Annotated in this window: 9 protein-coding genes; 2 read left to right on the top strand and 7 right to left on the bottom strand. The window is 34.0% G+C overall.

Features of this window, described 5'->3' with window-relative positions:
• Positions 1-7 precede the first annotated feature (7 nt).
• From EP747_RS25165 to EP747_RS01800, 3 genes are all read right to left on the bottom strand, one after another.
• Positions 8-4,111, bottom strand: a complete 4,104-nt coding sequence (locus tag EP747_RS25165) for a S8 family serine peptidase (RefSeq protein ID WP_129688262.1) — start codon at positions 4,109-4,111, stop codon at positions 8-10.
• A gap of 466 nt (positions 4,112-4,577) precedes the next feature.
• Positions 4,578-8,153 (bottom strand): S8 family serine peptidase, encoded by a 3,576-nt coding sequence (locus EP747_RS01805; protein WP_129688261.1) that lies wholly within the window; start codon positions 8,151-8,153, stop codon positions 4,578-4,580.
• 519 nt (positions 8,154-8,672) lie between these two features.
• On the bottom strand, positions 8,673-12,242 hold the full coding sequence (locus tag EP747_RS01800; protein ID WP_129688260.1) for a family 20 glycosylhydrolase: 3,570 nt from the start codon (positions 12,240-12,242) through the stop codon (positions 8,673-8,675).
• 658 nt (positions 12,243-12,900) lie between these two features.
• Between EP747_RS01800 and EP747_RS01795 the strand changes: the two genes are divergently transcribed.
• Positions 12,901-13,716, top strand: a complete 816-nt coding sequence (locus tag EP747_RS01795) for a PRD domain-containing protein (RefSeq protein WP_165346786.1) — start codon at positions 12,901-12,903, stop codon at positions 13,714-13,716.
• A gap of 89 nt (positions 13,717-13,805) precedes the next feature.
• On the opposite strand, the gene nagE is transcribed toward EP747_RS01795, so the two are convergent.
• The 3 genes from nagE to EP747_RS01780 all read right to left on the bottom strand — a co-directional run bounded on the left by nagE (position 13,806) and on the right by EP747_RS01780 (position 22,421).
• On the bottom strand, positions 13,806-15,251 hold the full coding sequence (gene nagE / locus EP747_RS01790; protein ID WP_129688258.1) for an N-acetylglucosamine-specific PTS transporter subunit IIBC: 1,446 nt from the start codon (positions 15,249-15,251) through the stop codon (positions 13,806-13,808).
• Between the two features lie 279 nt (positions 15,252-15,530).
• Entirely contained in the window at positions 15,531-17,891 is a 2,361-nt protein-coding gene (locus tag EP747_RS01785) for a beta-N-acetylglucosaminidase domain-containing protein (RefSeq protein WP_129688257.1), read from the bottom strand.
• Between the two features lie 366 nt (positions 17,892-18,257).
• A complete protein-coding gene (locus EP747_RS01780) occupies positions 18,258-22,421 on the bottom strand; it encodes a S8 family serine peptidase (RefSeq protein WP_129688256.1) in 4,164 nt (1,387 codons plus the stop codon).
• Between the two features lie 665 nt (positions 22,422-23,086).
• On the opposite strand from EP747_RS01780, the gene EP747_RS01775 reads away from it, so the two are divergent.
• On the top strand, positions 23,087-23,446 hold the full coding sequence (locus EP747_RS01775; protein ID WP_129688255.1) for a hypothetical protein: 360 nt from the start codon (positions 23,087-23,089) through the stop codon (positions 23,444-23,446).
• Between the two features lie 642 nt (positions 23,447-24,088).
• On the opposite strand, the gene EP747_RS01770 is transcribed toward EP747_RS01775, so the two are convergent.
• Complete coding sequence (locus EP747_RS01770) at positions 24,089-24,565, bottom strand: GNAT family N-acetyltransferase (RefSeq protein WP_129688254.1); 477 nt, start codon at positions 24,563-24,565, stop codon at positions 24,089-24,091.
• Positions 24,566-24,568: the final 3 nt, after the last annotated feature.

The following is a 24,568-nucleotide window of genomic DNA, read 5'->3' as shown; positions in this document are numbered from 1 at the left end:
TCCAATTCTAATTAATCCCAAGACTCTTCTTCACAGACTCAATCGTTTTTCCATTAAACTCCTTTACAGCAGTAGGAGTATCCAATACATAATCGTTTTCTTTTAAATAATTTGCTTCAAGCAATTTGAAGTCCAATGCATCAACTTTACCATCAAAGTTTATATCAGTATTTCGGTTATTCGTACCCCAATATTGTTCTAGAAAAATCACATCATAAATATCGATTACATTATCTTTATTTAGATCCCCTGCATTCTCTCTTACTGTAGGATAGGAAATACTCTCTCCTATATTAATATCCCAATCTTTTCTTCCAACTTCCATCGGTGTGTAAGTCGTAAAATGACCCGGAACATCGATGATGACGGTATATACTTGTTCAGTAATTGGTAGATTACTAAATACGATGTTTCCATTTTTTTGAATTTCACCATTGTATAGTTGACCTTTGAAGTCTTTTGCTTTAGCTTGTGCACCAATGGTAGTGTAGTCGATGGCAAAATTAAAACTTCCATTTGCATTTAATAAACCTGCCGGATTGATCTTTGCTGTTGCGGTTGAATAAGCTGGATAGCTTGGAATTAATCCGAATTGAGTATATGGGCTTATTGTTTTACCGCTAATATCTTTATAAGTAGATGAAGTGACATAGAAAAAGAACGTATTTACATTTACAAATTCATTTGCGTTTGTTTCTACTTTCATATCAAATAACGGTAGGTCGCCAGTTAGTCCGTTTCCTGGTGCTTTTATGTTAATTGTATTCGTTTTGCTTGTAGTTCCAGTTGATGTAGCTGTAAACTCTGTATCATCGGATAAAGCGATATTTTTATTAAATACGACTGAATTAAAGAATCTTGATGTATAGTCAAATTTAATCGTTAAATCTTTTGCATTTTGTAAACCATGGGAATAAAATGTGTACGTTAATTGATCTCCCATTGTAAAGGATTCTTTATTAGGTTTCGCGTAAATGTATTGTGTACCTGATTTCATATAATAGATTACTTTCGGATTCATTGAGTTACCAGCTCTGTCCGCTCCAGTAAATTGAAGCATGTTGACTGCATTTGAAGAATCCACTGATATTTCTTTCGAAAATCTGCCATTAGAATCGACAGCAATACTATAAGCCGGAGAGTTCGGACCGTACCAAACCTTATTATTGGCTTGAGTTACACTCATACCACTAGCTTCCATTTCCTTTGCCTCATTATCGACAACAGTTCCAGATAATGTGACTGTTTTTTGGCCAGGTGCTAATTCAACAAATGGTAAATCGCCTTTCGGTAGAGCATTTGTATCATCTAACGTGAAACTTGGACGACTATTATCAATATATATTTGGTCAGTCTTTGTAAACTGTTTACCATCCAAATTAGTACCGATCACTTTCATTTTGTATAATCCATTCGTTGCTAAAACAGACGTATAGCCAATTGGCTTTTTAGCATTACCTGTAAATGGAAAATACCTACCCATAAAGCCTTTTTGAATGTAATAATCAGCATCGATTCCTACATTAGAACTATCAATTGACGCGATTAGACCTAAATCTTTATTTGTTTTCGAATCAACTAAAATAAAATCTAATGTTTTCATTGGTGAATTTAGTTTAAAATCTAAATCCGTGCCCTTTACACTATAAGGGTTAATTGCACGATTAGTCGAAATGCTTGGTGAATGAGCCTTGAAATATTCCAATCCTTCTTCTACTAGACGGAAACCAAACGGAATTTGATAGTTATCTTCTGGGTCCTTATCATTCACTACATGAATATAGCCTTCATAAGTTCCCTTTTTAGCAGTAGATGGAATGAAAAGTGACGCAGGAATTGTTTCCTGACTATTCTTTTTCATTTTAAGCTCTTCAGGCAATGTGACTTTTACACCATTTTCCAAGGCATCTAAGGATCCACGTGCTCCAACATTATACTCAACCGAAATTGTATATTTTTGCATTTTTTCAGTATGATTCGTGATGACTAGATTCGTAGATTTTGTGATGTCGTTTTGATCGATTGGAATAAAACCATAGCTAAGGCCACCTGTTTGTTCGTTGATGATCTCCATTTGGTTATTTTTTATATATGGTGTTTCATCTTGAACTGCTAACTCGGTACGTGAATAAATTGCTTCGTAAGGATCTACTCTTCCTGCCCCCACTTCAAACACACTATTTTGACCTCTTAGAGGATCCGCTGTATTCATTAAAACTGTTTTAATATCTTCTGGAGTATAATCTGGGTGTGCCTGTAAAAGTAATGCTGCAATACCAGCAACGTGAGGAGTTGCCATCGATGTCCCGGACATTCTTAAGTAGGCAGAGGAATAATCAGTTACGTCGTTTTTGTTACTAATATACGAAGGCACCGTTGATAGTACATCTACACCTGGTGCTGTAATTTCTGGTTTGATATCATATAATGTTCCAGATGGCCCTCTTGAGCTAAAGCTCGCTAGTTCATCCCCAGGAATTTCAGCCTGTCCTATTGTTCCTAACGTAACTGTCGGTGTTCCATTAGCAAATAAGTTATTGACAGCTAATCCGTCTTTATTTGTCATTGAAAATACTGGAATATTATCATTGCTTTCTCCCAAATAATAAGGGATTTGTCCTTCAGTAGCATTGTTGTTGTAAATAATCACTCCAACTGCTCCATTTTGTTTTGCGTATTTCATTTTATCAACCAAAGCATACGTACCACGAGCGACAAATGCAATTTTATTTTGAACGTTCTTTCCAGTGTAATCCGTTGCTCCACCTTCACCTACATTAACGATATCGAATGTTTTTCCAGACAAACTACTAAAATCATCTGTCCATTTTTTTGTCATCAATTGTAAAGTGCTTTCACTGTCATTACCATTTGACACAAATTTACTCGTAAATGTAGTTACCTTTGTTGCCGTGGAACTCGCTCCAACCGTTAATGCAAGAGCTGCTGCACCTGGTGAGCCTAATGTGTACATCCCACTTTCTCCAGCGTTTCCTGCTGCAACGACAGCAGTAACTCCACTTAATACGGCATTATCGACCGCTAAGCTTGTCGCTTCTAAAGGATTGTTTAATGTTGCGCCTAACGAAAGGTTTATTACATTCATTCCATCTGCTACAGATCGATCAATTCCAGCAATAACGGCTGAATTTGAACCTGAACCATATGGACCTAGTACACGGTATACATATAAATCCGCATCAGGTGCCACGCCCGTTACCCTATAATCAGAGTTATTTTTTGCTTGACCCGCAATTGTACCAGAAACATGTGTACCATGTTCCGTATAATACGAACTGCCATTTACAAATTCTGATTTTTTGGATGCTTTCCACTGAGCATATGTAGTTTCCATAGGGTCATTATCGTTATCTACAAAATCGAAACCACCTTTATATGCATCTTTTAAATCAGGATGATTATAATCAATACCCGTGTCGATTACGCCAATTTTTATATTTTCTCCGGTATAGCCTTCCTTATGTAATTGATCAATTTTTAAAAATGGTATACTATCAACTTTTGTTTGCTTTTGTTCTTCTACCTCTTCTTTTGGAGGTTTTATTTGGATTGTTGTATCACTATAAACAGCCTTGACCATATCAAAATCAATTAATTTCTTAATTTGATTTGCAGGAAGAGACATTGTCACACCATTAAATGCATTTTGATATGTATATTTAATATGAAAGTTCTCTTTACTCGATTTCTCTTTTGAACCTAGTTTTTCTTGTAACTCCTTTTTAAACTGAGTATGTGACTTTTCTACATTATCCTTCGCTTTTTCAAACGAAATCGATTCTCCTTTTGTCGCTTTTTCTAATTGTGCCACTTTAGCTGGAAGTTCTTTGAACTCAACAATTACCGTTACCTCTTCATCACTAGATAAATCGATATCCTCGTCTAATCGTAAGCCAGTCTTTATCTCTGAAGAATCTAATCGCTGCAAAGCCGCTCGTTGTTCATCTGAAAGCGTTCGAAGTATATTCTCAGCTTCATTTGAACTTGCATACGCTGGCCTCTCTTTAACAACTGAATACCCGAGAATACTACTGCTAGCTAGAGCAAATACGGCTGTAGCTTGAAAAAACTTTCCCCTCATCTTTTTCATCTTATAACCTCCAAATACTCTTAATTTTAATTTTCAGAATAATCAATTAGAATTATAGCTAAAGATATTCTTAAAGTATATTGGGGGAATTGCACGCAAGAAGGTGTCCAGCGTTTCATCCCCAACAGTTCAAAATTTAAATTTAAAGTCTATTTTCGATAGATTTAAATGAAAAATAAAAAAAGATCTTTTAATCAAGTGTAAATTTTCAGAAATTTTCGACATATATATTGGGGGAATCTAGTAACGGAGAGTATCATTTTATCTTGAAAAACCATTACCAAAATACAAGAGTCTAACAATATTAAATATAGAAGAAATGAAAAATTACTTGATTAATATAATTGATCACATACATAAATTATTTGTTAGATAAAACTAGATTTAGTGTATGAGATATCGAATTTGCGAAAATAAAAAAACCAAGGAATAATCCTTGGTTTTCAAAAATATAAATGCTTGCAAATTAATGTTTCACTGTAAACGACTTAGGTTTCGTAGTAACTTTGAATCCATCTAAAGATGTAACCTCTGCTGAAACATAATACGTACCATCTGGAATATCTGAATCAGGTAAAAAGCTTACACGTAATGAATGCTCATTTTCCACATCAAATGTATCAATTAGATTTCCATTTGCATCTTTCATAATTAGTTTCCAATTAACGCGGTTATTAGCAAAACTTACTATTCTTGCTGGAGTAGTTTCATTTACATTTGTACCCGAAACACTGAAAGTGATTAGCATCATACTTTCTTTAATGTATGATGGATCTCCCCATAAAGAATAGCTAATATTTCCAGCTTTATCATAAGCTTGTACCACTATACTTTTTGGCTCATTAGAAACAATAATTGATTTTGAACCATTTTTTGCTTCAAAGTATTGGCCGTTTACATAAACAACTGCATTGTTATAGCCACTACCATTTTCACTATCAACAGCATCCCAAGTTACTTCAAATTTTCCATTAGTGGTTGGTTTGTATTGAATATTAGAAATTTTCACTAGGGTTGAATCTACTTTTACTGGTAGTTTTACATATTGTGGCTTTGCAGTTGGATAGTCCATTGTTGTCTTAATCACGTAATAATACGTACCATCTGGAACAATTTCACCTTTTTCATTTCTTTCATTCCATGTATAATTTGGTGCATCAAATTCATCAAATCGATAGAAGAAGTCACCGTTGAACATCATATTTTTTCTAAATTTATATGGTGTACCGTCTGGCGTGTACTCACTCCAGTTACCTAACCATTTCACTTTATTCCCCTCTGCATCTTCAACATACATTTCCGTTTCTTTTAAATTACGTAATGCAGTAAATGATGAGAAAACACCTGGTGCAATTGTGTTTGGAGAAATAGTTGATTCATTCATATTAAATTTTCCTGTCTTTTGATTGTATCCCATTGGATAGTCGCTCATATCATCCCAAAGAGCAGTATAGCCTAAGAATGCCTTATCACTCCAAGCAACTGGATCCAAGTTATTTGGCTCAGTCCAATCACCGAAAAAGCCCATGTAAGGAACAGTTAACGGAACTGCTTGATCCTTATTCACACCAGTTGGAACAAGGCGCACAAAGCCTTCTAAAAATTGTTTATCCTTCATTTCTGATGGTAGACTAATTTGGACCTCAATTTCTCTCTTTTGTCCTGGTTTTACAGATACAACCGCACCATTAGACGCAGTAACTGTTTGATTATTTACAACGATTTTTGCTCCTTCCACACGCTTACTCTTTAATGTTAAATAGTCGTGTGATTCATCTGCAACTCCATCTTTGTTATAGTCAAAAGATTTGTTTTCTGTGCCATCAGTTAAAAGATCTACATAAACTGAATACTCTAAATCATTTTTATTACTAGTTTTATTAGCTTCTAATGATTCTAAACTTAAATTGAACGTTACGAAATTTTTATTTTTAATTTCTTTTAATGCTACTGCACCTGCTTCTTCAAGTGGTACATTCGTTCTTCTTAGAATTGCAGGCGTTTTAATTGCATTTTCAATTTGCATTAAACCAGAGCCTTGTCTACGAGGAGAATATGGTATTGTATAATCCGTAGACGGATCCATGATTACTTTCGATGTATTCATTAAGGCAAGTTTTGTTTTTAAAGCTGTATCTTCTGAATGGGCGTTTCCTTTTTGATAAAGTGATTGTAGTACTAATGCAGAACCACCTGCTACATGTGGTGTTGCCATTGATGTACCACTAAAAACGCCGTATTTGTTACCTGGTAATGTAGAATAAATACTACCACCTGGAGCTGAAATTTCAGGTTTAAACTCTAATGTAGACGGAGTACCATAAGATGAAAAAAATGACATATTATCTTTAGTTGCATTATCAACATAAGTACCAATAGACGACATTTGCATACTTACATTTTGTCCGCTTGTCAGTTTTGCAATTAAATCATTTCCAACCGCTTTACTTGTCGTCATAGCTGTTAGGTAATAAGGAGAGAAATCCATAGCAGGATAATCCGGCATTTTAGCACCTGGTACTTGCAGGATTGCTACTGCTTTTCTTTTCTGAGCTTCATTTTGGAAAACAACATTTGCAGAATATCCAGTTTCACTATCTGGTTTCATTACAACGATTTTACCTTCGACATTTTTATTCGCATAATCTGCCGCTCTACCTGCTCCTACATAAACTAAATCATAATTCTTCCCTGAAGTTAATACATCAGAAAGCTTTTTACCAGCTTGATCTTTATATGGAAGAATATCACCAGTTGTAGATTTTAAGCTATTCATATGTATTTTCGAATTTTCATATGATGCTACCGATAAAGCAAATGGGCTTACCCCTGGTGCGCCTACTGTACCAATATCTGGATTATCTGCATATGGCTTCAACGACCTTGAAAGTTTAATATTATTTGTACTATAAGAAGAATTACCTCCCGCAACAACAACTAAGGTCCCCTCTTCAGTTGCCTCTCTAATAGCTTTTTGGATTGGATCATAGTCCTCTCCAACATATCCTGAGTCGACTCCTAAGCTCATATTAATAACATCTGCACCCATCGTTACTGCGTGCTGTATACCTGCAATAATATCATCCTCGTAAGCCCCACCACCATTATCAGAAAAAACCTTTTCTGCTAGTAGCTGAACACCTGGAGCAATTCCCTTTACACCATCAGTCGCTTCATCCCCATTTGCACCAACTGTACCTGCAACGTGTGTACCATGAGGACTTCCATATAATCCATGAGGGACAACATCTGTATCATTATCTGCCCAGTCATAGCCAGTAGGGACTTTGTCGCTATACCATATTTCATTTACATCAGTACCATCAAGTTTTCCTTGAATATTATTTTTTGTCAATTTTTCTTGCTGTTTACCTTTGTCGGTTATTGTCATATCCTTATGTAACCAATCAACACCTGAATCAACTACACCTACGACAAGACCCTCACCTTGATATCCGTATGATTCCCAAACCTTTTGAGCTTGTACTAATTCTTTACTAGCCGCCATAGAAGGTTCGAATTCTCTAGCAATATGAACATGTACTACACCTTTTGTAGATTGAATATCTTTTAGATTTTTATATTCAGTTTCAGTACTAAATCCATTAAGGCCTTTAAAGAAACGGTGCTTCACTTTTAAATCAAGATCTTTTGATTTTTTGATTTTATCAATCACTCCATCTTGATTTTCCTTAAATTTATTTTCTTTTGCTGTTTCAGAAGTAGATGAATCTACTGAACTATCAACTTCAACAATGATTCGAACTTTATCATTTGGCTTAAACTGATTTTCCATTTTATTACTATTTTCACCATATAAATTAGAAAGACCATTTTGATCGTTATCGGTATTTTGATTTTCTTCATTCGAAAATCCACTTTTAAAAAATTCTGCTCGCTCTCTAATTGATGAGTGGTCAATCGAATTATCATTTGCGCTAAATCCCGCTGGACTTTCTGCAAAAGCTGTTGATGATATGAGCAATGCTGCAAGACCTACAGTTGTTAATACTTTGTACGGCAATACCTTACTGTTTTTCAAGTTGTTCCCCTCTTCCAATCTATTAGTCTATAAATGGGCGAATAAAAAGCTAGTAGTCGATAACCTTTTAAGACATACCCTATTCAAGAATTAAAATTAATCTATTTAGAATTATCTGTCTATTTAACATTACTTCATATCCTGTTAAGTAATTTTTATTTGAAATAAAGAGGAAGTTTATTGAAATAACATTAGATTTCACCATTTGAAATATAAAAAAATATGAAAACTTTAGTAAAATCAAATTCTCCCCCTATCAATATCCTAATTTACTTTAGTCTTAAGGATCGATTTGTTAAAATAAATTATTTTTTTAATAATACATATCAAACAGAAAATTTTCCCATTATTATTCTACAATTTATTTTTTCATTCTTGTTTTACTTTATATTTTTAGAAATTGGCATCTATTTATTTATCTAATTATGAAAATATCCTGTATGGTTTAAATCTTATATAGATAGACATACAAAAAAACACCAGCAAAAGCTGGTGTCAATTACTAATAATTTTACTAGTTTAATAACTGTATTTTTCTATATCAGTTTCGGGTGTAACCGTAATGTTATTTATTATATTTAGTGCATCTGTATTCAAAACTGCTTTAGCATTTTCACTGCTATAACTTTCTAATGCTTTATTATTGAGTGCGCCTAAAAAGTCTTGTAAATGCTTAGCTGCCTGATCAGGCATCCCTTTGTCTAGTTGATGCTCTACTTGATCAAGTTTATTCGTCAGTTGTGCGATAATTGGTCCGTTGAGTTCATCAGAATTTATATATCTACTTACTAACTTCTTCATTGAATTAGTATTAGTAGTGACATTAACATTAATTGAAGTTTCTAGGTGGTTACCTGCAACATCCCCTAGTATAACTAGTGCTGTAAAACTTCCTGGTTTACCTGCCATGTCAATGTCTATATTTTGTTGTGATTTAGTGTCAATACTATAGACCTCTCCGGCTATTTGAATTTTAGCTGAAGCAATTCCAGATAAATCATCTGAAGCATTAAAGGAAAGTGGTAAATAGTCATCGAATGAAGCTCCATCATTTATGGGTTGACCATTTACAGTAAGGTTAAAATGCGCCATCGTTTTATCAATTTTTATAGTTTGCTTATTTGTCTCTTCCTTATTACCAACTTTGTCAATTGAGCGAAATTCCAGTGTATACACTCCCTCTTGATCAAAGTTAACTGGCTTCATATATGGAATCCAATCTCCGCTACCGTTTATTCTATATTCGGTCCTTTCACTGCCACTCAAATTATCATTTGAATTTAACGTAACAGATACATTCGAATGATACCAACCATTCGCCCCGCTTCCATTTACGATTGCGGTAGTAACAGGTGCTGTATTATCTACTACAATTGGGATATTATTCGATTCAATCATTGTTCCAAATAGATTAACGCTTGCTGTAATAACTGCGTTTCCTTCTTTATTAGGTATTATGTTTCCGCTATCATCTACAGTTACTACTTCTGAATTACTACTTTTATATAGTATGGTAGCTTTTGTTAAATCTGCATCCAAACCACTGTCAAGTTTCCCTGATATACTAATCGTCCCTTTATTTGACTTGCTTAGCACTGTTTGGTCAGCAGTAATCGTTACAGCATTCAATTGATCGATCGAGAAATGAATATTGTATAACTTTGTTGTCGTTCCGTCCTCTGAAGTTACATTAATACTTGTATTACCAGGCAATGCGATTGGATTTGTCACTTCTACTTTTGCATTACTATCTGATGCCGTAGCAGCGACTGTTGGAACTTCTGTTGTTCCTGCAGGTAACATTACATTGTAATCGGTTGTTTGTGTTGCAAATCCATTTAAAGGTTTACCATTTAATGTAATCGAACTTAAAGTTGCTATTGGTGATTTTGTCAATGCTACAATCTCACTAGCACTTAAAGCCCGATCGACAATTGTTAATTGGTCTATGCTGCCTTCAAAGAAGGAAGTTTTTGAACCAGTTCCAGGTTGTATTTCAGCTCCCACATACGACATTGGACAATTCAATTTATCTGGGAGGGTTTGTTGAAGTACACCATTTACATAAAGTGATGTCCCTGCACTAGTGCCAACAAAGGTTAGGTGAACCCATGTGTTTGTAGTCGGAAGCTTATAATTGAATGAACTGTCTTTCACCCCAAATACAGAAAATCCAACTTTACCTGTTTTATTCCATTGGTTAGCTTTAATACTAGAGGTTGGTCCACTAACAAGTGCCTCTGCACTTTTGGTAGTATTGGACCTGCCATTAACCCACATTCCTAATGTCCAGTCTCCGGTAATCTCTGTACCTCCTAAACTTAAATATTGAGAAGTCCCATTAAGACTAACAGCACTTCCAAATTTACCAATTGTCCATGTTGGAAGAGATGTTGTCGTACTTAATAATGTTGCATTAAATCTACCTGAACTATCAGCCGCAGTAATTCCTGTACCCTCATCCATTTTCCATTTTGAATTAATTGGTGGTGCTGGCGGAGTAAAGGCAATCGGATCTGCAAAATACTTGATTCCCTTATTCTCCAAACTTGGGGCATGGTTATAAAGTCTAGTCTTGAAATCGTTCCAGTTTCTAAGATTTTTAGGTGTCCATCCAACCTCAGCATTCGCTATTAATCTAGGATAAATCAAGTAATCCATATTGTCCCCTGTAACAACGGTTTCTGTCCATAATGTGCTTTCGATTCCATAAATTGATGCAGCAGGAGCAAAATCTGTTGGGTCCCACGTATATGCTTTATTTGTATTTATAAATCCTCTCCAACTTAAACCTAAAGGAGAATTAGAATAGTATTTCTGATCGATATAAGCATTTGCTGGAGATAATATCATCTTCATTCCTTTTGAAATGGCAGAAGTGCCTGTTGTAGGAGTACAATGCCAGTTTTGAAGAATAGAATCATTCGATGTAATACCTGTAGAAGTATCATATGGGTCCCATCCTACAACTTTCTTTCCGTATTTATTTGCTATACTTGCGACTCTTCCAATAAAATAATCGTAATCTGCAGCTGTTGTTGAATTCGATTCATCTCCACCAATATGTATATACGGTGATGGTGAAATAGCAGCCAGTTCACTTATGACATCATCAACAAAAGCATACGTTGCTTCAGATCGAGCCATTAGTGAACTATAACCTACAGCTGTATCGTATCTAGGCTGCGCTCTGACTCCGGAAGGATTTAATTCTGGGATCGATGATAATGCTGCATTCGTATGACCAGGCATATCAATTTCAGGAATCACTTCGATATATCTAGCATTAGCATAGCTTATGATATCTTTCAATTGTTCTTGCGTATAATATCCACCTTGATCATGATTTACTGCAGAAATACTTCCATATGTGATAAGATCCGGTCTAGATTTAATTTCAATTCGCCATCCTTGATCATCTGTCAGGTGCAAATGGAGTTTATTAATTTTGTACTGTGACGCTAGATCAATCTGACGCTTAACTTGATTTACTGTAAAAAAATGTCTAGCTACATCAAGCATGAGACCTCGATAACTATAAGAAGGCTTGTCATTAATCCTTGAGTTAGGTATAACCCAAGGTATGCCAATAACAGCTGTACTCTTTAAAATGTCTGCTGGTAAGAGCTGTATTAAGGTTTGTTCACCTCTAAAAATACCTTCAGGTTTATATGCTGAAAGTGTAACTTTATCCGTTTCTGTAACTAAACTATATCCCTCATTTCCTTGCTCTGAATTTCCATTTATTGTTGTAAAATACATACTACCTACTTGAGGGTTATTTGATTTTATAATGTTAATATTAAATCCTGTAGAAGAATTCAACTTTTCTACTAGTAATTTAGCAATATTGTATATTTCGTCTGTCTCATCTTGTGAATTACCAGCTACGTATATAGAAGTGTTTGAGGTTAAAGTAAATTGACCAGTGCCTTGTTCATAACTTACAGGTTTAGGCAATAATGAAGGGATAATAGGAGCAGCAGCTTTCACTTTATTAGGTAAAATTAAGCCAAAACCAAATAAATTAATTAGTAAAATCATTACTAACGTTAAAGAGAGCGTTTTATTTCGAACTAATTTTTTCACCTTATTTTCTCCTTTATTTAAGTTTTTAAGAATCCATTATTTAAAGCATCTTTTCACATTTTTCTCATCAATTTTCCCCTTTACATTAGTGTTTAGTAGTTTTATCTATTTTGTAAAAATGCAATCTCAATTACTGAACTTCACATAACATACACTCTTACGATTAATCTTTTTTTACTAACCCCAAATGAGTTTAAAAAATTCAATTCATTTTTTAAAAGGTTAATAATCCCTTATTTACTCCCATAAAAAATTCTGAATATTCAGTAATAACTATTAATCCAAATTATAAGTAGCTAAAGTTTTTAAGTAAATTGGGGGAATTCCAGATAAAGCTTAGCGCCTTTTTTTGACATAAAATTACAAACAAATACCTTTATTGATTCTAAACGTAAAATTATACAAAAAATAAAGTATTATATCCTCAAATAGTGTCATTATTTGTATTTTTCTTATCATCCGATTTTCGGGAATATAAGAATTTCGTTCGAAATTAGCATCTTTTCAGCACATCTAACCAAGAAGGAAAATGATAGTTGGTGTAGAAAGTTTTTCTATATTAAGAACACTGTTTTCCGTGTAGAGATTGTTTGAATGAATTGGAAAGTCTCAGTCATTTTTCTTTTATGATAGAGACAGAAACAAGGAGTGTATTGTGTTGAAAATCAAAAAAATCCTAAACAATAACGCTGTAGTTGTGACAGATCAAAATAAAGAAAAAATAGCGGTCGGTAATGGAATCGCCTTCAATAAAAAGAGAAATGACATTATTAGTCCACACAACATTGAAAAGCTTTTTATAATGAAAGAAAATGAAAAGCTCCAACATTTACTGCACCAAATACCCGAGGAACATTTTGACATCTCAGAGGAAATTATTACTTATGCTGAAGAATACCTTGGCGTAAAATTAAATGAGCATATTCATATTGGACTAACAGACCATTTATCTTTTGCCATTGAACGTATAAAAGAAGGGATTTATCTTCAAAACAAGCTTTTGCATGAAATAAAGATTCTCTATAAAAAAGAATTTGAAATTGGAATGTGGGCAATTAGGTATATTGAAAAACGAACTAAATTGAAAATGCAGGTTGATGAAGCAGCCTATATCGCTCTTCATATTCATACAGCTAAATTAAATAGTGGTGACTTGAAGCAAACACTTAGACAAACAGCCATGATTAGTCATGTAATACAAAAAATAAAGGAGTTCTTAAACATTGAAATAGACGAAGATGAGCTATCTTACCAAAGATTAATGACCCATCTTCGCTATGCTGTTTCTAGGATTAGCAACCATCAAAATCAGTCGATTGATGATGAGATGCTAAAGATGTTCATAGCTAAATTTCCTACTGCTTACAATTGTGCAAAAATAGTGGCCTTGGACCTTTTCAAAACTTATTCTATTCAACTTCCAGAACATGAACTCGGGTATTTAACATTACATATTGAAAGATTACGAAAATAGTAAGTTATCATATAACGCTATGACGTGAACTGTACTTCCATAGGTTTTTTTAATTAGTGGAAGCAGTACAACGTCAAGCGTTTATTTGTTTATTTTTTACGAAGTTTTAAGATTTCGTCTGCTACAAATTGTACATTTGTTCCTACTATGACTTGTATACTTTGTGGACCAACGATCTTAATTCCTGGCACTCCGGTTGCTTTAATTTTCTTTTGGTCTACTGCGTCCATGTCTTTTACTTCCATTCTTAAACGTGTTACACAATTGTCAACAGAAGTAACATTTGAATCTCCACCTAATCCTTCATAAATTTGTGCTGCCATTACGGAAAATTTGCTTCCACCTTCTGAAACGATTGTAACTGAAGACTCTTCTTCATCTTCTTCACGACCAGGTGTCATTAAGTTAAACTTTGTAATCATAAATCGGAAAATGAAATAATAAATAACTCCAAATACTACACCTTGAACTAATAACATATAAGGATGGTTCGCTAACGGCAATCTTGAGCTTAAAATAAAGTCAACTAAACCGGCGCTAAAGCCAAATCCTGCTGTCCAGTGGAACATTGCAGCAATGGCTAATGAAATTCCTGTTAAGATCGCATGGACTAAATAAAGCACTGGTGCAACGAACATGAAAGCAAATTCAACTGGCTCTGTCACCCCCGTAAAGAAAGAAGCAAAACCTGCTGCTAGCATCAATGATGCAACTTGCTTTTTCTTTTTTGTTTTTGCTGTATGATACATCGCAAGTCCAGCTGCAGGCAATCCAAACATCATAACTGGGAAGAAGCCAGCTTGGTACATACCCGTGATTCCCTTTGTACCTTTTCCAGACCAGAAATTACCAATATCATTTATTCCTGCAACATCGAACCAGAATACAGAGTTTAATGCATGATGTAGTCCTGTTGGAATTAATAAGCGATTGAAGAATCCATAAAGTCCTGCACCAGCCGGACCTAAATCACTAATACCTTTACCAAATGAAACTAAACCAGTATAAATAATTGGCCATACGAAAAATAAAATTGCAGAAACCACTAACATTGAAATTGCTGTCATAATTGGAACTAAACGTTTCCCACTAAAGAAGGCTAAGGCATCCGGTAACTTTACTTGACTAAAACGATTATACATTGTTGAAGCTACAATCCCGGACAGAATTCCAACAAATGCATTTTCTATTTTCCCAAAAGCCGGGTCAACCTTTACTACATCAATCCCTTGCAGCAACGAGACTGTACCTGGTGAAAGCAATGTCTTCACCACTAGAAAAGCGACCAAACCACTTAATGCCGCTGAACCATCTTTTTCTTTAGCCATTCCTAAAGCGACTCCAACCGCAAAAAGAATTGGGATATTATCAATAATTGAAGCTCCAGCTTTAATTAAAAAAGCAGCTAAAGCACTATCAGCACCCCAGCCAGTAGGATCGATCCAATAACCAATCCCCATCAAAATTGCAGCAGCAGGTAGAACAGCTACTGGTAACATCAATGAACGACCAATTCTCTGTAAATATTTCTTCATTACTATTACCCCCTTTGAAATTTAATTAAATAAGATAAATAAAAGATGAATAATTCCTAAAAAATAAAACGTAATAATAAGTTCAAGATCTTGTAACTTTGACGATCACCTCCTAAATACAGTAACGGTAATACAAAATAAAAAAGGCATGGAGGTATACGAAAGGATAAAGTTATCCTCTCATTTACCACCATGCCTGATCGTATCAGTAACATGTGATTAATATTCTAAATATTAAGAAAATATTATCATAAATACACAAAAATGTAAACGCTTTTTTTAATAGTTTCGAGTTTCAAAGACTTTAAATTCATATAAAGAATAGCCCCAGCTTGTCGCACGTTTTATGCCCTGCATTTTTACATATCTTGCATCTGTTGAATTAAACTTAATTTCGTCGACTCCACCATTACTATTTAATTCTGTATACAGATCTGTCCATAGAACGCCATCCTTTGACACTTGGATTTTATATTGTTTTCCATAGGCAGCTTCCCAGTTTAAGATTACTTTATTAATAGAATAAATCTTTCCTAGGTCTACACTAATCCATTCATTATTTGTATATAAAGAGGCCCATCTTGTATTACTATTACCATCTACTGCTAAATCAGGTGTCAGCCAGCTGACCTCAGATGAAGAGGCTTTCGCTGTTTTTCCTTCAGCTATATTTACACCATTTATTGCTTGGTCAAGGAAGTTTGGAATAACACCTAAGCTTAGTTTTTGTGGTATTTTACCGATTTCTGTCATTGTGTTTTGAAGAAGGGCTCTTTTCTCTGCTGCAACTTGAACATTATTTTCTTGTTCTGCTAAAAGCATTCTTACCGCTGCTTCACCTGCGACACCGTATAGCTCCATTTTATCTAGATAAGGACTGACCTCAAACAAGAACTTTTGATTACTTAAATTTTCGCGAAGCTTGTATGGGGTATTTTTTAGTTTAGTAAATTCTTGCAAAAGTACATTCGCTTCTTCTTGGTCAGAATTGGTTACAATTGAAAGCCAGAACTGATCCATTAGCATTTTTAATTTTTCTGAATAAGGTTCTTGGTTGTTATTTAAACTTGAAGAATAAGAGGATTGTACAAATAGCTTTAAATCTTCAGAATCATCTCCAGCAAACTCCTTTAAACTGAGTTCTAATGAGGTATTAGGATCATAGGCCTCTGGATTCCATGTATAATCTGCCACTGTAAACAATGAAATTTTTGATGCCTCAGCTTCGTTCATCGGATTTGCTGTTAATCCTAAAATACCATGTTCAATAGAAAGATTTGCATCCCTTCCAACTAATGGTCCAAGGAACAAACGATTCCGATCAAAATCATTTACTGGATAGTTATCCCAAATTAGTAAGTCGTGTTTGAAAATACCGTTTATTTTATCAGCATCTGCAATAGTAATTGAAGGTGCAACGACACCAATTCCCGTCCATTGAACAATTATATCTGATTGGACCAAATCAGCAAATCTTTTTCGGTATGGTGAAGTATTAGCTTGATAATATTCTGTAGGCACTGTAATTAATCGTTCTGCACCTTCATGAGTTTTAATAAATTGATCATTAAATCGATTTAATAGATAAGCTTGTGCGGCTGCAGATGGATTTATATCTTTTCCAAACATCGCTCGATCCTGAGGAGAACTGAGGGTAGGGTTAATATCATCAAGGTAAACCGCAAATGATCTCACTCCGATATCCCACATCGCTTGGGCCTTGTTTATTAAAGCTTGTAAATCATCATTACTGGAAAATACAACCGTATTACCCGGCGAAATAGCAAACGTAAAGTCAACATGGTTGTTTTGTGCAGTTTCAACAAGCTTTTTAATTTCATTTATTTTTTCCTGTGGATATGGATCTCTCCACTTTTCCCGATGATATGGATCATCTTTTGGGGCATAAATATAACTATTCATTTTATGTTCTCCATAAAATTCCAATTGACTTAGTCGATCTTCATGAGACCATGGTTCACCATAAAACCCTTCAATCGTTCCTCTTCTTTGCATCGTTGGCCAATCCCTAATTTCTACTTCAGGTACCCAGCCGCTTCCAATCCGTTTACTAATCATTTGTTTGAACGTTTCAGCACCATAGAATGTTCCTGCTGCATCATTTCCGAGAATGACAATTTCATTAATATTTCCATTACTTATTCCTGAAGACACTATATAGCCCTCTTTGTGGTCAATCTCAACCTTTTCAATTCCAGTGTTTTCTTTCAATCTATTTAAGTCTAACTCATCCTTAAATTCTCCTAGCCATATTATCACAGTTGCATCAGGTATTGGATCATTTATATCACTCTCAATTATTTTTGTAACCCCAGCTTTTGTTAGAGTCTCTTTCACCTCATTAATTGCCATTTTATCAGTATCATTTTCAGTAATAATCCCAACCTTTGTAGTAAGAGGGAATCCATCACCTGTTTTTTCAATTGATTTTGGAGTTGGTGAAATTGTAAAACCAAAATCCTCATTAATAAATTGAATTTGTGCTTTCGTTTCATGAATATTCATAGGAAAATACAAACCTGTTATCAAACAAATTGAAAGTACTTTTGTAAATAACTTCTTTTTTGACAACTTTCCACCTCGATTTCTTTGTTTTTTATTTTTATAATCTACTTCCACCTACTTCCCCTCCTCGCCTATACAATAATTTTGATCTACATTACTACTGAATTTTATATTTAAAATAAAAAAAGGCAGCGTGGTATTGAGTGAAAGAATAAATTCTTTCACCATACCACGCTGCCTGATCATATCAGTAACATGTGATCAATATGTAATACTAAATATAATATGACGATTGAAGAAGAATATACCATACGGATGAATAGTTTAATTCTTAATACAGATTTTTTTGCTATGTTTTTGTAAACTAGTCTTGAAAAAAGCAATAGTGGATTTACGACAAGAACCGGTACTGATCTACGGGAATAATAAATTTATATAAAAAAACCACCAGCATAAGCTGGCGGAAAGTTAAAGCTTAAATTAATTGATTCCTAATTGTTTAAGAATATCTTCTAATACGAGTCCTTTATATTTTTCTATGGGTTTTTTATAGTCATTATTGTTAGGGTTTACCATTAGATAATATTTTTTTATGAACTCCATATCTTTTGCATCTACAACTCCATCAAAATTGATATCAGCTTCACGCTTATTAGTTCCCCAGTTTTTTTGTAAATAGATTGCATCAAGTACATCGATCACATTGTCATTATTAGCGTCTCCAGCTCTTGTAGTTCCATAAAAGATATATTTTAGTTTTCCTACTGCCTGACCTTCATAGCTATCTACCAATTCATCAATCTTTGTATGTCTTTCAAAATGTCCCGGTACTTTTACAACAAGCTCATATGATTGATTAATTAAAGGTAGATTCTTAATTGAGAGTCTTGCAGACCTGTTAATCGTCGCATCATATCGTTTTCCATCTTCGCCGATCAAATACGCCTCTGCCCCTACTTTTGAGTAGTCCTTAGTATAATCATGCCATAATGTGCCTGGAGCAATAAAGGCGTCACACAAGAATCCAGCTTCTAGTATTGAAGTAGTTGGAAGTATATTAATACCTCGACCAAATTTGTTAATAAACGTTGGAGATTGACCTAACATATATGCTTTTGCTGTTGAGATCGTAAATTGTTGAATCCATTTTGTGTACATTTCTGGATTATCTTTCACTTTAAAAGTTAGAGTTACTACTGGTATATTTTCATTAATTCCAGCAGTTGGGTTGGTTCCAGTTAATTGTGGAATTAATTTAATACTATTCATTTCGCTAGATGTTGTTTCTACCTTTGTTAAATTAGCAGTAAGTCCTTTAGCCTGCGCAGCGTTAATCAATTCACTGGTTAATTCAACATTTTTAAGTTCAAATACTTGATTTAAATAAGAAAGAGAATATTCTCCTCCCATAAAATCTTTAATATTGTGCTCGCTTAAAGTTACTTTAAATGTATCACCATATTTTGCATTATTTTTATCCATCGTTAATTTTACGTAAGGAGTTCCCTTTTTCACTAATGTATAGGTAAAGTCAGGATGATCTTGCATACCATTTATTGCATTATCAAAGGTTTGAAGTGTAAACGTTGAAGTATTACCTTGTTGAATTTTTCTTTGGTATTCAAAATTACCATTATTGTCTATTTTGAGTGGAATGGTTTCACTTGGGAAATTACCTAATGCGTTTACTTTGTTTGAAGATTGGTCAAATTTAAAACCATATTTATTCATTACATCAACGTTTGAATCAGTAATATTACCACTTACCTTTAATCCATTTTCATCGACTTCATAAACGCCACCAGGCATATTCATTTTAACTTCTGGAAGTGTATTATCTATGAATACTTGCTGAGACTTTTTAAATACCTCACCAAATTCGTCTTGTGCAACTAATTCAACTTCATATCTGCCTGGTGATGCAAGTGACTTTGTATAATTTACTGGTTGATCGGCATTTCCTGTAAATGGAAGATACAGTCCATTAAATCCACCTTCTATTCCCCAATTAAAATCTTCATTAAAATATCCTCCATGGAAGGAATCTATAATGCCAAGTGCTTCTCCAGTATCAGCATTTTTTAATACGACATCAACATCTTCCATTCGACTACTAAAAGTAAACCATACTGGCGTATTTCCTATATAGTTAGTATTTAAATCTCTTCTTGTTGCAAAAGATTTAAATGGAAGTTCAAGTTCTTGTATGCCCTTTTTTAACAGCTTAAATCCAAAAGGAACCTTGTAAACTTCTTTAGGATCATTCGTATTCGTAAAGTAAATATAGCCACCGTATAAACCTAGTTTAGCATCCTTTGGAACTGTAAGGTCTGCCTTAATAGGAAATGAAGAATTTGAATTTACAGTTACATAAGAAGGGATGTCCAATTTTACACCATTTTTTACAGAATCTTGAGTCATTGAACCTTCCTTATTGTAAATAACCTTAATGTCAAATCCTTTTCGAGTATTTGAATCGTTTGATATCTCAATTTTTCTTTTGCTTGTATAATCCTTATTTGATTGTGCAACTCGTCCAAAAGCTAAATCACCAGCTATCTCAGGAATAAGAACCTTTTTATCATTTTCTAAAGTAAGAACTTTTCCCTCTACACCTATTTTAATAGAAGAATGTACAGCTTCATACGTATCAATTCTTCCTGATCCAACTTCAAATACACTATAGGAATCACTTAATTCATGAGCAGTATTCATAAGCGCTAATTTGACGTCTTCAGGAGTATATTCCGGATGACTTTGTAAAATCAAAGCTACAGATCCTGCAACATGAGGAGATGCCATCGAAGTTCCGGAAAATCTTGCATAAGCATGTTGATAGTCTTCTTTATGACCTGGTCCGTTTGCATATGCTGGTATTGATGAGAACACTCCTACACCTGGAGCAGTAACTTCTGGCTTAATATCATAGGTTCTTCTTGATGGTCCTCTTGAGCTAAAATCTGCCAGTTTGTCTCCTTCTAACGTCATTTTCCCAAAATCATTAACCGTTAAATTAACTTCACCATTTTTTAACATGTCTACAATTTTGGTACCTTGTTCATTTAAGATACTGAAGGTAGGGATGAACTCAAAAGAGTAGCCAAAATAGAATGGCATATAGTCTTCATTTGGAACATTATTGTACATCATAACTGCTTTTGCACCATTTGCCTTTGCTAATGAAATTTTAGCATTTAATGTTGTTGTACCACGTTCAATCAGTACAACTTTATCTCTGACATTTTTACCAAAATAATCTTTAATATCTCCCTTTCCAACATATACGATTGGAAGAGACGTTCCTTTTAATGATTTAATATCAGTTTGAAAGTCTAGTGCCATAACCCTCATATTGTTAAGATTAAGCGTTTCATTTGATGATTGAATCACACCATTACTCGTTTCGGCTGTAACTGGAGAACTAGTAGCTCCAACTGAAATACCTAATGGTGATGCCGCTGGATTTCCAACCGAGTATGGAGCTCCAAAATTTCCAGCCGCGAGAACACATACTGTTCCTGCTAGGGTTGCATTGTTTATTGCAACTGACATTGGATTTAGTGGATCTGTAATATCATTTCCAAGTGATAAATTAATTACGTCCATCTTATCTTTTACAGCCTGCTCGATTCCTGCCAAAATGCTGTCAGTGAACCCAGCACCATACGGACCAAGTACTTTATATCCAAAAAGTTCTACTTCTGGAGCAACACCTGTTATTGCGAATTCAGAATTATTCTTTCCAGTACCAGCAATTATTCCAGAAACGTGAGTTCCATGTTCCGTCCAGTATGATCCGCCTGTTAATTTACTAAACTGAGGCAATCCTGAATTCAAGAAATCCTGATAGGTTGTTTCCATAGGATCTGAATCGTTATTTACGAAGTCATATCCTCCTTTAAAAACACCTTTTAGGTCGGGGTGAGTATAATCGATCCCTGTATCAATGACACCAACCTTTATTCCTTTTCCAGTTATTCCTTCTTTATGTAATTTATTTGCACCAATTTGCTCTATATTGTCTTGTGTCAAGGTTGAGCTATTAGTAGATTCGACTTCCTTTTCCACAGCTTGCTCTGGATCGATAGAAACTTCTTTATTTTCCCAAACTGCTTGTACCGTATCTAAATTTAATAAATCTTTTACCTGACTTGCAGGTAAGGTCATTGATACCCCATTAAACGCATGCTTAAATTCTCTTTTGATTTTAAAGGAATTGATTATTTTCGAATCTTTATTAAGCTCGTCTTTAAAATTTTTATGGGATTCATTTACTATTTTCAATGACTCATCAAGTGAGGCGTTAATTCCTTTTGATCTCTTTGCATTTAAATCAGCCTCTGTTGGATCCTGCTTAAACTGGACAATGACATTTAAAGGAGTGTCCACGTTTAGGTTTACATCGGGTGAGATCTTGAGCCCTTCGAAGTTCATCTCCTGCATACTGTGGATTGTATCTCTGTCAGTGTCTGAAATATTTTTTAAATAACTGTCTAAATCATCAATTTTGTTTGAATTCAATTCAAAGGAATTTGTTGCAGCAAAGGACTTGTTAGTAGCTATTAAATAAGGTGAAAAGATACTTGTGGTTAATACCCCGGCTGACAGTACTTTTAATATTTTTTTGTTACTATTCTTCTTCATTTAACCTCTCCTATTAATAGTTTATTATATTTGTAAAAATGTGAGGCGTAGTTTTATTTCTAAACTTCACATTTAATACACGCTATCCATTTTAGAATAAGTGCTTTTAGATAGATTTGAATAAAACATACTACTTAAAGAAGCTTATTTTTACTACATCAAGAAAATAGTCACAGATTTTCAGCAGTGCATTTGTTGGGTTAACCCAACAAGATAATGAATACCGTAAAACTATACCTCAAACTGTATCTACTTTTTAATCTAGCATATTAATACTGGAGACATATTGGGGTAATTTCGCGAGAGAATTCGACTTGTTTTTCTACAAAAAGGACCAAAAAGCTTAATATTTTTATGTTAGAATTTGACATATTTTATTGTAATTTATATAAAAATTTTTTTATTAATAAATTATTAGATTAATATTAAGGTTTGATTTGGGGGAAATTAGAAAATTTTTCTATTTTTTAATTATTTTAAAGTTAAAATTTTTTTTGCATTTTTGGTTTTAGTTGTTCATTTAGTCTGGTAAATTAAATTAAACCTACTACCTTTGAACTGCTCGGTATCGTGCGTAATACTACGAAAGTAAGCCTAAATTAAGTAAATGGTTCTATACTTGGTACCTCTTACTAGCTTTACGAGGATACCGAGCATTTACCACAATGGACCCAGTATACATCACTTTAACAACTTTATTTGCAGTTTTAATTGTTTCATATCAAATCTATAAAACCAAACTATTAAAAAATAAAATCGAAATCGTCGGCAATGTTGTCCGATATACCGAAAAGGATGCTCACTCTCAAATTTTACTAGAAGACATAAAAAAAATAACAATTCAAAAGTCTAACATGAAAACAAGACTTCTTGACCGCCGTTCTAAAGTTGTAGCCATTTACAACAAACAAAACAAAGTTACACTAGAATTCCCATTGGAATGTGTATCTTACGATGAATTCGCATTCGTAATAGATGAACTGACGGATCATTTAAAAGAACAACCACATATTCAACCACAATGATTTAATAAACAAAAAATAGCCTGTATCCACGATTACCAAGTAATCAATGATAAAGGTTTTTTATTTTATATCTTAGTTTACGATTTACCGCTCTTTTAGGCTCCTAAGTTTAATTGGCGCAAGTTCCTATCACCATTTTTATTTGATGTCATTCATCGTTTTCAAAAATTTTTTCTACTATTGAAGTTTTAATGATACTGATTCAACGATTAGAATGTTGCAATTCATGAATTAATTGAACTTTTAGTGTCTAAACAGAATACGGAAAAATTGGTAATTATTTCATGCTATACTTTAAATAGGATTAGTAAAGATTTCAGTAAATCATACAGATTTCACAAAATAATATGCGAGGTGAATTATATATTGAAAGAATCTCTTGCAACGTCAAGATTTGGATAGTCACAAATTAAATGTAGTAAAGTATTCTAGCCAATGTAGTAATATCTGCTTTTTTAGTAGGCATTTAGTTTTCTTCCCTTTCAAAGATTGCTTCCATAATTATATCATTGCCTAAAATAAAACAGGGGAAATCTCTAATGAGACTCCTTCAGTAGATTTTTGATAAATAAAAAAGGATTGAGTTCTGTTTGTTCAGAATCCAATCCTTGCTACGTTATATGTACAAAATGCAGAAGTTGCTTAACTTAAACGAAACTCCATTTTTCTATTTTTTGTCGTCATTCCAATAGACTCATAAAAATAGATTGCATTTTGATTACTCTCCGAAACTCCCAACTCAATACTATCAACGTCTAATTCTTTCGCGAAATCAATAACAGATTGCATGAGTTTTCTTCCTATACCCTTTTTTCTACTTGCATCATCAACACATAAACTATTTACCAGTAAGATCTTCCTTGCATTAACAAAAGAGTTCTCAGGTATTTCTTCTTCCATCAAAACTGCAGCGCCTACTATTTCAGTACCTAGAGTAGCCACTAGAATATGTTGTTTATCATCTTTTAGTTGGTTATTGAACTCCTCTTCACCTACTGGAGTTGGGTTTTCTTTGTATAGATCTGGTCGTTCAAAAACGTGCAAATCGTGAACTTGTCTAAATAATGGTATTAATGACTCGTAGTCTTCTTGATTGGCAATTCGGATCGAAATCTCCACGTT

Origin of the sequence: Gottfriedia acidiceleris (assembly GCF_004138285.1) — a bacterium.
Taxonomy (GTDB): Bacteria; Bacillota; Bacilli; order Bacillales; family Bacillaceae_G; genus Gottfriedia; species Gottfriedia acidiceleris_A.
This window is presented reverse-complemented; position numbering and strand designations above follow the sequence as displayed.

Coding starts and splice junctions, on each gene's coding strand:
- EP747_RS25165 (WP_129688262.1), bottom strand. CDS start 4,111: ATGAAAAAGATGAGGGGAAAGTTTTTTCAAGCTACAGCCGTATTTGCT.
- nagE (WP_129688258.1), bottom strand. CDS start 15,251: ATGAAGAAATATTTACAGAGAATTGGTCGTTCATTGATGTTACCAGTA.
- EP747_RS01775 (WP_129688255.1), top strand. CDS start 23,087: ATGGACCCAGTATACATCACTTTAACAACTTTATTTGCAGTTTTAATT.
- EP747_RS01780 (WP_129688256.1), bottom strand. CDS start 22,421: ATGAAGAAGAATAGTAACAAAAAAATATTAAAAGTACTGTCAGCCGGG.